Source organism: Streptomyces sp. NPDC008163, assembly GCF_042956885.1.
Taxonomy (GTDB): Bacteria; Actinomycetota; Actinomycetes; order Streptomycetales; family Streptomycetaceae; genus Streptomyces; species Streptomyces drozdowiczii_A.
The window spans coordinates 68,120-83,274 of record NZ_JBIBHG010000013.1 but is presented as its reverse complement, the minus strand read 5'-3'; the positions used below and the strand labels follow the sequence as shown (position 1 = coordinate 83,274).

Annotated in this window: 12 protein-coding genes; 5 read left to right on the top strand and 7 right to left on the bottom strand. The window is 72.9% G+C overall.

Annotation, left to right across the window (positions count from 1 at the left end):
* The first annotated feature begins 77 nt into the window (after positions 1–77).
* Positions 78–1,136, top strand: coding sequence for an ABC transporter substrate-binding protein (locus ACFZAT_RS26600; protein WP_391267900.1), 1,059 nt, complete (start codon positions 78–80; stop codon positions 1,134–1,136).
* A gap of 8 nt (positions 1,137–1,144) precedes the next feature.
* On the opposite strand, the gene ACFZAT_RS26595 is transcribed toward ACFZAT_RS26600, so the two are convergent.
* Positions 1,145–1,747 carry a hypothetical protein gene (locus ACFZAT_RS26595; protein ID WP_391267898.1) on the bottom strand — a complete coding sequence of 201 codons (603 nt, stop codon included), beginning with the start codon at positions 1,745–1,747 and terminating at the stop codon, positions 1,145–1,147.
* Positions 1,748–2,305: 558 nt separating this feature from the next.
* On the opposite strand from ACFZAT_RS26595, the gene ACFZAT_RS26590 reads away from it, so the two are divergent.
* Both ACFZAT_RS26590 and ACFZAT_RS26585 read left to right on the top strand, forming a co-directional pair.
* Positions 2,306–3,475, top strand: coding sequence for a type III PLP-dependent enzyme (locus ACFZAT_RS26590; protein WP_391268173.1), 1,170 nt, complete (start codon positions 2,306–2,308; stop codon positions 3,473–3,475).
* On the top strand, positions 3,472–3,978 hold the full coding sequence (locus ACFZAT_RS26585) for a GNAT family N-acetyltransferase (protein WP_391267894.1): 507 nt from the start codon (positions 3,472–3,474) through the stop codon (positions 3,976–3,978). The genes ACFZAT_RS26590 and ACFZAT_RS26585 overlap by 4 nt, the downstream gene beginning before the upstream one ends.
* Before the next feature lie 7 nt (positions 3,979–3,985).
* On the opposite strand, the gene ACFZAT_RS26580 is transcribed toward ACFZAT_RS26585, so the two are convergent.
* From ACFZAT_RS26580 to ACFZAT_RS26555, 6 genes are all read right to left on the bottom strand, one after another.
* A complete protein-coding gene (locus ACFZAT_RS26580) occupies positions 3,986–5,326 on the bottom strand; it encodes a glutamine synthetase (protein ID WP_391267892.1) in 1,341 nt (446 codons plus the stop codon).
* An 88-nt stretch (positions 5,327–5,414) separates the two neighbouring features.
* Positions 5,415–6,482 carry a beta-ketoacyl-ACP synthase 3 gene (locus ACFZAT_RS26575; protein ID WP_391267889.1) on the bottom strand — a complete coding sequence of 356 codons (1,068 nt, stop codon included), beginning with the start codon at positions 6,480–6,482 and terminating at the stop codon, positions 5,415–5,417.
* 161 nt (positions 6,483–6,643) lie between these two features.
* Positions 6,644–7,435: an ATP-binding cassette domain-containing protein gene (locus tag ACFZAT_RS26570; RefSeq protein ID WP_391267887.1), complete on the bottom strand. Its 792-nt coding sequence runs from the start codon at positions 7,433–7,435 to the stop codon at positions 6,644–6,646.
* Positions 7,432–9,321 (bottom strand): oligopeptide/dipeptide ABC transporter ATP-binding protein, encoded by a 1,890-nt coding sequence (locus tag ACFZAT_RS26565; protein ID WP_391267886.1) that lies wholly within the window; start codon positions 9,319–9,321, stop codon positions 7,432–7,434. Before ACFZAT_RS26565 ends, ACFZAT_RS26570 begins: the two co-directional genes overlap by 4 nt.
* A gap of 2 nt (positions 9,322–9,323) precedes the next feature.
* On the bottom strand, positions 9,324–10,292 hold the full coding sequence (locus ACFZAT_RS26560; RefSeq protein WP_391267885.1) for an ABC transporter permease subunit: 969 nt from the start codon (positions 10,290–10,292) through the stop codon (positions 9,324–9,326).
* Positions 10,293–10,306: 14 nt separating this feature from the next.
* Positions 10,307–11,890 carry an ABC transporter substrate-binding protein gene (locus tag ACFZAT_RS26555; protein ID WP_391267883.1) on the bottom strand — a complete coding sequence of 528 codons (1,584 nt, stop codon included), beginning with the start codon at positions 11,888–11,890 and terminating at the stop codon, positions 10,307–10,309.
* Between the two features lie 429 nt (positions 11,891–12,319).
* Between ACFZAT_RS26555 and ACFZAT_RS26550 the strand changes: the two genes are divergently transcribed.
* Positions 12,320–12,646 (top strand): DUF5132 domain-containing protein, encoded by a 327-nt coding sequence (locus ACFZAT_RS26550; protein ID WP_355937059.1) that lies wholly within the window; start codon positions 12,320–12,322, stop codon positions 12,644–12,646.
* 216 nt (positions 12,647–12,862) lie between these two features.
* The gene (locus tag ACFZAT_RS26545) at positions 12,863–15,142 is read left to right on the top strand and encodes an ATP-binding cassette domain-containing protein (RefSeq protein ID WP_391267882.1); all 2,280 of its coding nucleotides are present in this window, start codon (positions 12,863–12,865) and stop codon (positions 15,140–15,142) included.
* The last annotated feature ends 13 nt before the right edge of the window (positions 15,143–15,155 follow it).

Genomic DNA, 15,155 nt, shown 5'->3' with positions numbered 1-15,155 from the left:
GCCGGGCGGACGACGGCAATGTGACGACAGGGCCCAGACCCTCCCGCCCCCGTTCGTACCGCATTCAGGAGCCGCACATGTCCCGTCGCACCCCGGCCACCACCCTCACCGCCGCCGCCGTGGCCCTGGCCGCGCTCGCCGCGCTCAGCGGCTGCGCCGACGAGGTCTCCTCCAACGCCGCCGACGGCGGATCCTCCGGAGGAAAGGGCCCCAAGGTCAAGATCATGGTGGGAGGCATCGACAAGGTCATCTACCTGCCCGCGATGCTGTCCCAGCGCCTCGGCTACTTCAAGGACGAGGGCGTCAACGTCGAACTCCTCAGCGAACCCGCCGGCATCGACGCCACCACCTCCCTGGTCGCCGGGAACGTCCAGGGAGTCGTCGGCTTCTACGACCACACCCTGGACCTGCAGACCAAGGGCAAGCAGGTCGAGTCCGTGGTCCAGCTCGCCCAGACCCCCGGCGAGGTCGAGATCGTGTCGAACAAAGCGGCCGGCAGCCTGAAGTCCCCGAAGGACTTCGCGGGCAGGAAACTCGGTGTCACCGGCCTGGGTTCCTCCACCGACTTCCTCACCAAATACCTCGGCGTCCACGACGGGGTGTCCACGGACAAGTTCAGCAACGTCGCGGTCGGTGCGGGACAGACCTTCATCTCCGCACTGGAGCAGGGCTCCATCGACGGCGGCATGACCACCGACCCGACCGTCGCGCACATCCTCGACAAGAAGCTCGGCAAGGTGCTCGTGGACATGCGCACCCCCGAGGGCTCCGAGAAGGCGCTCGGCGGCCTGTATCCGTCGTCGAGTCTCTACATGAACACCGACTGGGTGAACTCCCACAAGGACACCGTCCAGAAACTCGCCAACGCCTTTGTACGCACGCTGAAGTGGATGTCCGCACACAGTGCGCAGGAGATCGCCGCGCGCATGCCCGGCGACTACGCGCAGGGCGGCGACGGCCTGTACGCCAAGGCGATCGAGAGCACCCTGCCCATGTTCACGAAGGACGGACTGATGCCCGCCGACGGGCCCGCGACGGTGCAGCGGGTCCTGAAGTCCTTCAACCCGAACCTGAAGAACGCCACGATCGACCTGGAGAAGACGTACACGAGCGAGTTCACGCGCAAGGCGGGCTGACCGGGGCCTCAAGGGGCGTCGCGCCGCACGAGCCGGTACCCCGTGGCCGGGGTGGCACCCCCCGGTTTCCGGGGCCGGCGGGACGGCGGCACATAGCTGCCGGCGCGGCGCGGCCGTCCGTGTCTCGCGGCGTCCACCAGGGCCACCAGCACGGGGGAGTTCCGCCACATCTGGCGGAGTCCGGAGCCGGTGATCCCCGCGGTCTCCGCAGCCGCCGACCAGGACGCACCCCTGCTCATGGCCAGGATCACGACGCGGACCATCGCCGGAGTTCTTCGTCCGCCCGGTTCCGTGCCGTTGGCCGAGGCCAGGGAGGCGGCCGCCTGCACGGCGGAAGCGAAGACCGCGTCGTGTGCCAGCCATTGGCCGAGGAGGTGTTCGGGTATCCCGGCCCACACCGCGGCCGCCCGCGGCCCGAGCCCCTGTGCTGTCGCCTGAAGGATGTCGCCCATACGGGCCAGGCGGTCGTCCCGTTCGGCAGGCAGTTCCCCCAACGCCGCACGGAAAGGCTCGACGGCCTCGTCACGAGCCTCCAGCCAGGCCAGCGCACGCTCGGCCCCCGGCGCCGCCGCCTGGACCGCATCGGCCTCGGGCCGGTGGCTCGCACACATCAGCTCCCTCCGTGACGGATCACCCGGCCGAGCGGGGCGTTGACCGGCGACGGCGCGGTCGGGGCTGGGTTCACGGGCATGCACCACCGATGTCACGTACGGGCTTGAGGAAGACGGCCTCCCCGCCGAGTGGAGGTGCGCGGAGTCTACGTAAATGTAGACGGTGAGAAAAGGCTGCCCCTGTCCGGCTCCCCCTGCAGGAGAGCAGTGCGGCACCGGTCGGGCCTTGATCGTCAAGGCCGTGGCGGCGCGCACCGATGCCCTTCGGGTGGTTCACCGCGCAGGGGGCGGGCGCCGCACCGGCGCCGCACACCGCTGCGCCCCCGACGCCGGACCGACGTGGCCCCATACCCCCCTAGAGTGTGGCGAGGGGGGAATTCCGGACGGATGTCCTGGCCCGGCCGGGCGCCCCCTCCTTCACCCGTGGCTGCCAGAAGCAACGTGGCGCCGTTCATCCACCGGATTGGGAGTTCGTACGTGACGCCTCAGTGCTCCGACACCCGTCAGATCGCCGCGCAGCGCCGGGCGGTTGACCGGGGGAGAACCGGCGGGCACACCCTGACCGAGCGCTCCGCGCTGCGCGCCGCGCTGGCCGCCGCGTCCGAGGACACCCTCGTGTACGACCTGGACGGCATCGGGCGCCAGTACACCGCTCTGCGCACCGGACTCCCGGGCGTGGAAGTGCGGTTCGCGATGAAGGCATGCTCGTTGGACGAGGTCGTCGGCCACCTCGCCCGGCTGGGCTCCGGCTTCGACGCGGCCGGTCCGCAGGAGATCGCCCAGGCGCTGAGCGCCGGGGTGGAGCCGGGTCTCATCCACTACGGCAACACCGTCAAGTCCGACCGCAACATCGCCGGGGCGTACCGCCTGGGCGTACGGGACTTCGCCACCGACAGCCGCGAGGACGTTGCCGCGATCGCCCGGCACGCCCCCGGGTCACGGGTGTTCTGCCGGGTCTCCACCAGCGGGAACGGCGCGCTGTGGGGGCTCAGCCACAAGTTCGGCTGCTCGCCCGAGGACGCCCTGCGCGTACTCGGAGCCGCCCGGACCGCCGGCCTGGTGCCGTCCGGGCTTTCGGTGCACGTCGGCTCGCAGCAGATGACGGCGGAGGCATGGGCCGAGGCGATCGAGACGCTGGCCGCCCTGCTGGACGCGCTCAACCGCCGGGGCATCGTGCCGGACCGGATCAATCTCGGCGGCGGACTGCCGGCGCTCGGTGTCCTCGACCGGTGGGGGCGGCCGCTGGAACCGCCGATCGACAAGATGTTCCGGGTGATCCGCGACGGCATGGAACGGCTGGCCGCCGTCAACGCGGGCCCCCTGCGCTTCCTGCTGGAACCCGGCCGGCACCTGGTCGCCGACCACGGTGCCATCCGGGCCCACGTGGCCCGGCTCACCTCCCGCCGACGGCTCGACGGCATCCGCGAGGACTGGCTCTACCTCAGCTGCGGAAAGTTCAACGGCCTGTACGAGATGGACCAGTTGCGTTACCGGCTGGAGTTCCCGACCCATCCCGGTGGACGATTCGCCGAGGCCCTGGTGGCCGGGCCGACCTGCGACAGCGATGACGCGTACGCACGGGAGGGCGGCGCGGTCCGCGTTCCCCGGGCGGTGGCCTCCGGCGACCCGGTCTGGATCCACTCCTGCGGTGCGTACGCCACCGCCTACACCACGCGGGGCTTCAACGGCTTCGCACCCCTGCCGTACACCTGTGTCGGTGGCGCATGACGGACTCCGCGACGATTCGCCCGCTCCGGGAAGAGGACTGGGAAGAGGTGGTCGCGCTGGAGCGACGCGCCTACTCGGCCGGTGGCCTGTCCGAGGGGGAGGAGGCGCTGCGGTCCCGGCACCGCGCATCACCGCAGACGTGCTTCGTGCTGGACGCCGACGGGGCCTTCGGGGGATACCTGCTCGCCCTGCCGTACCCGCTCGGCCGCTGCCCCGACCTGAGCCTGGCCGAGGAGGGCGGGACGGTGGGCGGCAATCTGCACCTCCACGATCTGGCGATCGCCGAGCGGGTACGCGGCCGCGGTCTGGCCCGCCGGATGCAGGAGCACCTGGAAGCGGCCGGATGGGCGGCCCGATACCGGACCCTCTCCCTGGTGGCCGTGCACGGCACCGGGGTGATGTGGTCCGGGCTGGGCTACCGCCTCCGGCCCGGAACTCCGCTGCCAGCGAGTTACGGGCCGGACGCGGTCTACATGGTGCGGGGGTTGGACCAGTGGCGCTGACAGATCGTCAGTACTGCCAGCGCGTCGCCCCGATGACCTCCGCGTCCGCACATCCCGCGAACAGGTCCGCCTCCGCCCGCCGTACCGCCAAGACCGCCTCGTACAGCTCTCGTCCCAGCGCCTGCCGCAGCAGCGCGGACTTCTCGAACGCGTCGGCCGCCTCGGACAGGCTCATCGGGAGGCGTTCCGCGGTGGCGAGGGCGGCCGGGTCGCCCCTCGTCTCGGGAGGGAGCGGCAGTCCGGCGTCGATGCCGGCGAGCCCCGCGGCCAGCACCCCGCCCACCGCCAGATACGGGTTGGCGGCGGCGTCGAAGCACTTGAACTCGGCGTTCGCCTGCCCGGCTGCCGAACCCGTGACCAGACGCAGCGCCGCCTCACGGTTCTCGTGGCCCCAGCACCGGTACGCCCCCGCGAAGTGGGCCGGAACCAGGCGCAGATAGGAAGCGACGCCCGGTGCGCCCAGGGCGAGCAGCGCGGGCAGTTCCGCCAGAGCGCCCGCCAGGAAGTACTCCGCCTCGGGGTGCAATCCGTGCGGGCCGGAGCCGCCGTGGCCCAGGTTGCGGCCCGCCCGCCAGAGGCTGAGGTGGAGGTGCCCGCCGTTGCCGAGCGCGCCCTCGGTGAAGACGGGGGCGTACGAGACGCGCAGGCCGTGCCGTGCGGAGACGGCCCGGACGGTGTGGCGGACCAGCATCGCCGTGTCGGCCGCCCCGACCGGTTCCTCGGCGGCCACGGAGACCTCGAACTGCCCGACGGCGTACTCGGGATGGAGCTGCGACACCGTGAGCCCCTGTGCGGTGAGGGCGCGCAGTACATCGCGGAGGTAGTCCGATCGCTCGATGAAGCGGGTCATGCCGAAACCGGGTCCGGTTGTCGCCGGATCCCCGGCGGCGTCGGCCACCACCCACTCGATCTCGATCCCGGCCCGCACCGCCAGTCCGCGCCGTTCGACGGCCTCCGCCGCCCGGCGGGCGAAGCCGCGCTGGCAGCCGGGATGCGGGGATCCGGCCTGGGTGTAGCGGTCGGCAGGCGCCCAGGCCCAGCCGGGCTGGGCCGCGAGGGGGGTGAGCCTGTCGAGATCGGGGACGAGCCGCAGGTCGCCCACCGGGCCCGTGCTGGAGGCCGCGGAGGTGAAGGAGTCGTCCACCAGCGCGTAGTCGAAGCAGGGCACGGCGCCGACGCCGAACTCCGCGGTGTGAGCGAGTTGGCCCACGGGGACGGACTTCACCCGGGTGAGCCCGGCGTTGTCGACCCAGCCGAACACCACCCCCTCGATTCCGTCGTCGGCGAGTTGGGCTTCGGCCGCCCGTGCCTGGGCGGCCCGTTCGGCCCCGGAGCGATTGACGATCATGCGCCCATGCTTGCGGGCGCGGGGGAGGGCGCACCACGGGACGGCCGGGAGTTCACTCGTCCGTGAACGCGCCACCGGGCAAGCCGACTCAGGCGTGCCGCAGACAGAGGGTGCCCCACTGGAAGCCCGCGCCGATGGCGGACAGCACATAGACGTCCCCCGGAAGCAGGGCGCCCTCGGTCACCGTGGTGTGCAGTGCGGTGAACACGCCTGCCGAGCCGGTGTTGCCCAGCCGGTCGATGGTGACGGCGGCGCGCTCGCGGGGGACACCGAGGGTGTTCAGGGTCTCGTCGAGGATGTTCACGTTGGCCTGGTGCAGGAAGAAGTGCCGGACCTGGCCGACCGGCACCCCGGCCCGGTGGGTGGCGCTGCGGATGCTCTCGGGGAGGCGTGTCGTCGCGGTGTTCCAGACGGCGCGCCCGTCCATCTGCAGATAGTGCCCCCCGGCGGCGACCGTGGCGCTGCTCGCCGGCAGCCGGGAGCCGCCGGCGGGGATCTGGACGTCGTACGAGAGCTGGGAGCCCAGGTCGTACGAGAGCAGTCCGGCCCCGGGCGTCTCGCTGCGGGTGAGGACGACGGCCGCCGCGGCGTCCCCGAAGAAGACGCGCGTCGTGCGGTCGGCGGGGTCGGTGATCCTGGACGCGCAGTCGGCCGCCAGGACCAGGATCGTGCCGATGGAGGGGTTCTGGAGGAGGTGCGCGGCGAGCAGCACGGCCTGGATGCCCGAGGCGCAGGCGGCCTGGGTGACGTCCAGCGACAGGGCACGATGGGCGCCGAGGGCGTCCTTGACGATCAGCGCGGTCGACACGAGCGGCTGGTCGCCGGTGTAACTGGCGACGACGACCGCGTCCAGTCCGGCCGGCTCCACCCCGGCCGCCTCCAACGCCGGGCGCGCGGCGGCGACGCACATGTCGGAGGTCGCCAGATCCGGTGCCAGGCAGCGGCGTTCACGGATGCCGGTGCGGCTGGTGATCCACGCCTCGCTCGTGTCCAGGGTGCGCGTCAGCTCCTGATTGGTGACGACCGTCGGCGGCAGGTGCATCCCGGTCCCGGCGACGGCGAACGGCACGGACAGGCCGGCACCGGTCTGATGGGACAGGGGCCGGTCGGACAGGGGCTGGTGGGGCAGGGTCTGGCCGGGCGCGAGAACTCCCATGTTCCGTACCTTTCGAAAGCGGTTCGAGAAAGGCCCCGTCGCATTCCGAAGCCGCCGCATCGTCTCACGGAGAACAGCAGGAAAAGTGCGCCGTAATCCGTGCGCGTGAGGAATTGCGCGACGGCTTGACACTGAAGATGGCGGAAATTCGTCCCTGGTGGTCACGGGGTCTTTTTGCCGGCCGGGGGAGTGCGCAGGACCGGTACGGATTCCAGCAGCGTCCGGGTATACGGGTGCGCCGGTGCGCGCAGAAGTGTCCCGGTGGGCGCGCTCTCCACGATGCGGCCCTGCCGCATCACCGCCACCGCGTCGGAGACATGGCAGACCGCCGGAAGATTGTGGCCGATGAACAACATGGACAGACCGAGCTCCTGCTGAAGCCGGCGGACCGTGTTCAGGACGGACGCCTGTACCGAGACGTCCAGCGCCGAGGTGATCTCGTCGGCGATCAGCAGGTTCGGCCCGACGGCCAGCGCCCGGGCCAGGGCGACCCGCTGGCGCTGGCCCCCGGACAGCTGCCGGGGCAGCCGGTCCGCGAGCCCGGCGTCCAGACCGACCAGGTCCAGCAGCTCGGCGACACGCTCCGCGCGCCCCGCCCGGTCGAGCCGGCGGAACACCGTGGCGGCCTCGGCCAGCGCCTGACGGACGGTCATACGGGGATCGAGCGCGGTGTCCGGATCCTGGAGCACCACCTGGACCCGGCGGCCCAGCCGACGCCGGTCCCGGACGGTGCGGGTGCGGACCTCCTCGCCGTCGACCAGGATCCGACCGGCCCGCACCGGCACCAGCCCGACGATCGCAGCCGCCAGGGTGGACTTCCCCGAGCCCGACTCCCCGACGAGACCCAGCGTCGTGCCCGGCGCGATCTCCAGCGACACCCGGTCCACGGCGGCGAACGAGCCCCGCGGGCCGGTGCGCCGGACGGTGAGGCCGTCCACCCGAAGGGCCGTCACGACGCGGTCACCTTCTCCGGGGCCGCCGTCACCGGCAGCGGATACCAGCAGGCGACCCGGTGGCCGGCGCCCAGGTCGTCCAGCGGCGGGGCCTGCTCGGCGCAGCGGTCCCGGCGGAGCGGACAGCGGGCCTCGAAGGCACAGCCGGGGGAGGGCGCGAGGGGATCGGGCGGGGCGCCCTCGATCGTCGGCAGCGGACGGCCGCGGTCGGCGGTGAGGTCCGGGACCGATGCGACGAGCTCCCGGGTGTAGGGGTGCCGGGCGCCCGCGGCGAGCCGGCCCACGGGCAGGGCCTCGACGAGTGTGCCCGCGTACATGACCAGCACCCGCTCGCAGAACTCGGCGACCAGCGCGACATCGTGGCTGATGAACAGGATCGCGGCGGAGGTGTCCCGCCGGATGTCCGTGAGCAGCCGCGTGATCTGCCGCTGCACGGTGACATCGAGCGCGGTCGTCGGCTCGTCCGCGATGATCAGCCCCGGCCGCACCATCAGCCCGGCGGCGATCATCACCCGCTGGCGCTGGCCGCCGGAGAGCTCGTACGGGCGGGCGCGCAGCAACGACGGGGACAGGCCGACGCGGCGCAGTGCCTCGGCGGCCTGCGCGCCGGCTTCGGCGCGGCTCGCCCCGCGATGGGCCCTGACCGCCTCGGTGAGCTGGGTGCCGATCCGCAGCGACGGATTGAGCGCCGATGCCGGGTTCTGGAAGATCATCGACAGACCCGTCGCGAGATGCCGGTCCCGCTCCTTCCGGGACAGCGCGCCGAGGTCGGTGCCGAGCAGCCGCAGCGTACGCCGGGAGACCCGGGCACCGTACGGGAGCAGGTCGGCGACGGCGAGTGCCGTCAGCGACTTGCCCGACCCCGACTCGCCGACCAGTCCGACGATCTCGCCCCGCCCCAGCGAGAGGCTCACCCCGCGCACCGGGCGGACCGGGCCGGCGGGGGTCGGCAGCTCGACGGTGAGGCCGTCGACCTGGAGGACCTGCCCCTCCTCGGCGGGAGCGCTCGACGTCTCCTCGGCCGGGCCGCTCGACCCCGACCGCTGACCCGGGATGCGCACCACCGGGCCGCGCCGGGCGGCGCCCCCGGCCAGGACCTCGCCCAGCAGCTGGAACGTCAGCGCCGCGTACAGCAGCGCCAGGCCCGGGGCGAGCGCGGGCAGCGGCTCGGCGTAGATCCGGTCGAGCCCCTGGCTGAGCAACTGCCCCCAGTCGTAGCCCGGCGGCTGGACACCGAGTCCGAGGAAGCTCAGCCCGGAGAGCGCGACCAGGGCGGTGCCCGCCGCCGTGGTGACGCTCAGGAGCAGTGGCTCGGCGATGTTCGGCAGGACGTGGCGCCACAGCAGCCGGAGGCGGCCCAGCCCGAGCACCCGGGCGGCGGCCAGGTGGTCGGTGCCCGCCACGCCCGCCGCGAGGGTCTGGGCCAGCCGCGCGAACCCGGGCACACTCGCGGCGGCGAGGGCCAGTACCGCCCCGGCCGTGCCCGCGCCGAACACCACCGCGAGGAACATCGCGACCAGCAGCGCCGGGAACGCGAGCAACAGGCTGATCAGCCCGGCGGCCAGCCGGCGGGCGCGCCGGCCGAGGACAGCGGTGCAGGCCCCGAGGAGCACACCCGCGCCCGCGCCGAGCAGAACGGACGACAGCGCGAGCAGCAGCGAGGGCCGGGCAGCCGTCAGGATGCGGGCCAGCAGGTCCCGGCCGAGTCCGTCCGTGCCGACCGGGTGCGCCGCCGAAGGCCCCTGGAGCACGGCCGACGGGTCCGGGCGGTCGGCCGCCGCGCCCCACAACAGCGGGCCGGTCACGGCGAGCACCACGAGCGACGCCAGCATGAGCCCGGTGACCCAGGCCATGGGGGAGCGCCGGAGTCCGGCGGCAGGGCTCATGATCACATCTCCCGGATCGCCGAGCGGGGGTCGAGCAGGGCGAGCAGCACATCGACCAGGAGACCGGCGAGCAGCACGGTGGTGCCGAGCACCAGCACCATGGCCTGGACCACCGGATAGTCCTGCGCGACCACGGACTGGGCCATCGCGGAGCCGATCCCGGGCCAGGCGAAGACCTTCTCGACCAGGACTGTCCCCGCGATCAGGGCGGGCAGCAGGCTCCCGGCGACGGTGAGGGCGGCGGACGCCATGTTGGGTGCCGCGTGCCGCAGATAACGGCGTGCGGCGGACAGCCGTTTGCTCCGGGCGGTACGCAGATAGTCCTCGTTCAGCACTTTCAGGGCCTCGACCCTGACGATGCGCAGGAGCACGGCGGTGGGGGTGAGGGAGAGCGCGAGGACGGGGAGGACGAGGGAGGCGAAGCCCGCCGCACCGGCGACCGGGAACATCTGGAGCCCGACGGCGAGGAGGGCGGTGAGCCCGGCGGCCAGTACGAAGTCGGGCACCCCGGTGAGACCGGCGGTGACCGTGGTGAACGCCAGCTCGGTGCGGGGGCGGCGGCCGTCGCGGGTCCGGACGGCGGCGAGCAGGCCGCCGGGCAGGGCGACGGCGAGCGCGGTCAGGAAGGCGAGTCCGGCGATCTCCAGGGTGGCCGGCAGCCGGGTCCGGACCAGCTCCGCGACCGGTGCCCCGGTGACCAGCGAGGTCCCGAGGTCGCCGTGCAGGAGGCCGCCGAGATACTGCCGGTACTGGGCCAGGAACGGCATGTCGAGCCCGAGCGCGTGCCGCCGGGCGGCGACCAGGTCGGGGGCGGCGTCCACACCGAGTGCGGCCCGCACCGGGTCACCGGGGATGAGCCGGATCATCGCGAAGGACGCGGTGAGCACCAGGCCGAGCGAGACGAGGAGCCGGAGGCCGCGGCGTCCCAGGAACACCGTCCAGGGGTGCCGCAGCAGAGCGGGAACGGTCATGGTGGCCCCGGAATTCACTGGTGGAGGCGGATGCTCGTGGGGACGAGCCGGCCGCCGAACGTGGTGGTGAACGTGGTGCGGTGGCCGTACACACCGCTGCGGCCCTCGGCGATCGGCAGCGCGTCGGCCGAGCGGAAGAGCGTGGCGGCGGCCCTGTTCCAGGTGGCGCATCCCGATGTGTCCGGCTCCCGGAGGGCCCGGGCGACCAGGGCGTCGTACTCCGGGTTGGCCACCCCGGCGAAGTTCAGGCCCCCGGCGGGTGCGGGGCCCGAGAAGAACGGGATGAAGCCGGCCGGCAGGGCGAAGCCCGGCGTACTGCCGACCACCACGTCGAAGTCGGCCGTGCTGTACATCGCGTTGACCAGGGCGGGCAGGCTCTCGGTGACGAACTCGACCTTCGCGCCGAGCGCCGTCCACTGCCGGGCCATCAGCTCGGCCACGGACGCCAGGGTCGGGCCGAGATCGGGGCTGGTGATCAGGCGCAGCCGCAGCGTGCGGCCGTCCTTGGTCCGCGCGCCGCCGGCCGAGCGGGTCCAGCCCGCCTTCCGCAGGGTCTCGTCGGCGTCCCGCTCGGGCAGGTTGGCGGCGGCGAGGTCGGCATGGCAGACGGCCCCCTCGGCGCCGAAGTCCTCGGCGGGCCTGCCCGTGCCGCCCGCGGCGACGTTGGCGAGCCCCCGGCGGTCGAGGGCGGAGACCAGGGCACGGCGCACGGCCCGGTCGGCGAGGACCCTGCCCGGCCGCTGGTTGAAAAAGGTCAGCCCGATGACGGTCGCGACCTCGGCGGTGGCCAGCCCGTGGCCGGTGAGCCGGGCGCGGTCGGGTCCGCTCACCGGCGCGATGTCGACGCCTCCGGTCAGCAGGAGGTTCGCCGCCGTGGAGGTCTGCGGCACCACCGAGAGCCGGATGTGCTCGGGGAGGCCGCGTGCGGCGGTCGTCGCGCCGTCCGGCCCCCAGTCGTAGCCGTCGCGGACGGTGAACTCGTACGGCCCGCCGGGGGAGTAGCGGGTGAGCACATATGGGCCGGTGCCCTGCGTGGCGCGGGCGAGCGAGCCGGGCCGGTCCAGCCCGGCCGGGCAGACGATCGGCAGGAGACCGATGGTGCGGATCAGGAAGGGAAAGGGGGCGGCCGAGGACACCGAGACCGTGCGGGTGCGGTCGTCGGCGCGCGCCGTGAACGGGACGTTCGGCAGGACCGTACGGGCTCCGGCGAGCTGATTGCCCGGGTCGGCCGCGTAGGTCAGCGACCGGGCGACCGCCGAGGCGGTGAGGGGGGTGCCGTCGGAGCAGGTGACGCCGGCGCGGAGCGTGAACACCGCCGTGGTCGCCGTGGCCCGCCAGGACGTGGCCAGGCCGGTGGCCAGGTCGCCGTCGGGGGCGGGATTCACCAGGGAGTCGTAGGCGTAATGGGCCTGGGAGGCGCCGAACGTGGAGTACGGGTCGAAGCTCGGCGTCTCGCCGGCCTCGGCGATCCGGACGGTGCCGCGGTCCACCAGGGGGGTGGTCGTCGAGGAGCGGGCGACGCCGCCGCAGCCGCTCAGCGCGAGGACCGAGGCGGTGAGCGCGGCCGTCAGGACGGCCGGCGGGGTGCGTCGGAGCATGGCGCCATGGTGGCCGGACGCGGTCGCGGCCATGCGGGCGGCCGGTCCTGATTCACCCTTATGAGTCGGGGCGGGGGCGCCGGGGCATGTGCCGGCCAGCATGTTCCGAAAAAGATAGTCGGATAATCGCTCTCAAGGCGTGCGGGGGTGCGCTTAATTCCGGACACGAGAAATGGCCACGGACACTCACACGAGTGAACCCGGATGAATCCATTTGGCCCAGGTGGGCGTCGTTCGACTACCGTGATCAAGGGATCGGACGGCGTGTTCCAACGTCCGGGAATTCGATTTCCGGCCCGGCACCGGATTCACCGGGACCGCACCGGATCTCGAAACGGAATTCCTTTTTCCACCCCGGCCGCGCGTCGCTCCCATTCTCGTCGTGCCCGGGTTCCCTGTCATACGTATGCGTGGAGAGGATGGAGCGTCATGCCGCCTGTAGTACCGCCGTTTCTCGTCGGACTCATCGTCGCGCCGCTGGCCAAGCGTCTGCTGAAGCCACTGGTGGGCGGAGTCGTCAAAGCGTCCGTCGGAATCGCGATGGAGGTGAAGAAGGCGGCCCACGAGGCCGGGGAGAACATCCATGACCTCGCGGCCGAGGTCGCCGCCGATGTGGTCGCCGCGCAGATCGCCGCCGGCGACACCGAGGGCCACTCCGTGCCCGGTCAGCACGCGACCGGGGCCGGTGCCAAGGGGGACCGAAGGGCCCCGAAGATCCGCGCGACCGCCGAGAGCGCCGCCGGAAAGACGCACTGACGGCCTGTGCGACCCGCGGCCGCCACCGGGCGCGCCCGCCGATCGATTGCGGCGGAACGCACCAGGGTGGCGGCCGTTCTCGGGCCGCCCCGCCCTGCGCCCCGGGCCCCCTCCGCACGTCACTTCCCGCTCCGTCGCCCCGATCCGTCGACTCCGTGACGGCGCCGCGCGACCTCCGCAACCATCCGTGACCTCCGCAAACAGGTGAACGTACACATGCCATCGCTACTGGGAGCCGCATCCGGATTCCGCTCCGTGGAACCGGCCGCGAGCCCTCGCTCGGTCACACCGGGCCGCCAGCGCTGGGACGTCGGGCTCGTCGTCGGACGCCCCCGGACGGCCGAGATCCTCGCCGCCGCGCTGCGCCACATCCCCGGGATCACCGAGGCCCAGGCCAGCCCGGTCACCGGCAGGGTGCTCGTCCGGCACGACGGGCGGCTGTGCGCCACGGACGTGGGCCGCGTCATCAGCCGCACCGTCACCCGGCTCGCGCGGGAGGCGACCGGTACGGGACGAGTGGCTACGGACCGGCCCGCGCCCGCGCGCCGGGCGGACAGCGGCCTGGTCGTCCGGCCGGTGCTCGCCGTCGGCGGTGGAGTCGCGGCCGGGACCGCACTCGTCAAGGGATCGCCCCTGACACGGCAGTTGGTGGCCGTCGGCGGAGTGGCCGCGGCGACCGCGGTCGTCCTGCGGAAGGCGTGGCGCGGCACCGCCGAGGCGGCCGGGCCGGACGCCGAGGGCCACCCGCTGCTGGAGATCGTCGGACCGCATCGCCCCCGGCTCTACCGGGCCGCCGCCCTCTCCGTCGCCTGCCAGGCCGCGGAGATGGCGCTCGGCACCTTCCTCGGATGGACCGGCCTGGTCCTCATCAAGGGCGAGGCGGCACCGCTGGCCGGCCTCGGCCTGACCACGGCATCCGCCCAACTCTGGGGACTGGCCGCACTGGTGGCCGCGGCCTGCGCCGCCGTCGCCGGACTCTCGTACGCCTCCAACCTCCAATGGCGCCGACTCGGCCAGGACATCGAGCACGACTGGCGCGCCCGCACCTACCGACACGTCCAGCACCTCGAACTGAGCCAGTTGGAGGGCGAACGGACCAGCCGGGTGGCCGGCACCCTCACCAACGACGTCGGCCAGCTCGGCGCCTTCTTCGCGGGGCCCGCCAACGACGTACTGCAACTCGGCACCAGCCTGGCCCTGCTCGTACCGGCGTTCCTTCTGCTGGCCCCCCAGATCGCCTGGATCGCCTTCCTCCCGATCCCGGTCATCGCCTGGCTTTCGCTGCGCCACCAGGAGAGGGCGGCGACGGACTACGCCGCCACCGGCGAACACCGCGCCAGGCTCGGCAGCCAGGTGATCAACTCGCTCGAAGCCGGCGCGACCGTCAAGAGCTTCTGCACCGAGACGTACGAGGCCGAGCGCGTCGACCAGCTGAGCGACACGGTCCAGGAGAGCAGCCACCGCACCGACCGCAGCACTCTCCGCCACGGCGAGACCGTCCGGGCCTGCACCACCGCGTCGATGGCCGGCACCCTGCTCATCGGCGGCCGCGCCGTCCTCGACGGCACCCTGCGCTTCGAGGTGTTCAGCCCTCTGATCGGGCTCCCGCAGATGCTGCTCATGCGGATGAGCAGGCTCGGCTCCATCGCCGACCAGTACCAGCGCACCCTCGCCTCCTACGACCGGGTCCAGCGCCTGCGCGAGCTGCCCGTCGAGACCGACAGCGGTGAAGGGACGCTCGAACTCCCCACGGTGCGAGGCGAGATCGTTCTCGACGAGGTCACCTTCGCCTACCCCGGCCGCCCGGCGACCCTGGACCACCTGTCCCTGACCATCCCGGCCGGGCGGGTCACCGCCCTCGTCGGCGCCACCGGCTCCGGCAAGACGACGATCGCCAAACTGCTCATGCGCTTCCAGGACGCCGAGTCCGGCCGGGTCCTGCTCGACGGCCGGGACGTCCAGGACCTGCGCCGACACGACCTGCGCCACGCCATCGGCTTCGTCGCCCAGGACCCGTTCCTCTTCGACGGCAGCATCGCCGACAACATCCGCTACGGCAGCTTCGGCGCCCCCGACGAGGCCGTCGTCCGGGCCGCCGCCATGGCCGAGGCCCACACCTTCATCACGACCCTGCCGAACGGCTACGACACCCTCATCGGTGAACGCGGCACCGCACTCTCCGGCGGCCAGCGGCAGCGCATCGCCCTCGCCCGCGCGATCCTCAAGGACTCGCCGGTCGTCATCCTGGACGAGGCCACCTCCGCCGTGGACAACGAGACCGAGGCCGCCATTCAGCGCACGCTGCACACCTTCGCGGCCGACCGGACCATGATCGTCATCGCCCACCGCCTCTCCACGGTCCGCCACGCCGACCGCATCTTCGTCCTGGACAAGGGCGGCATCGTCGCCGAGCAGGGCACCCACGACGAACTCCTCGCCCAGCACGGGCTCTACGCATCCCTCTGGCAGCTCCAGGCCGGCGAACTCGCCGCCTGACCGCAGGAATACG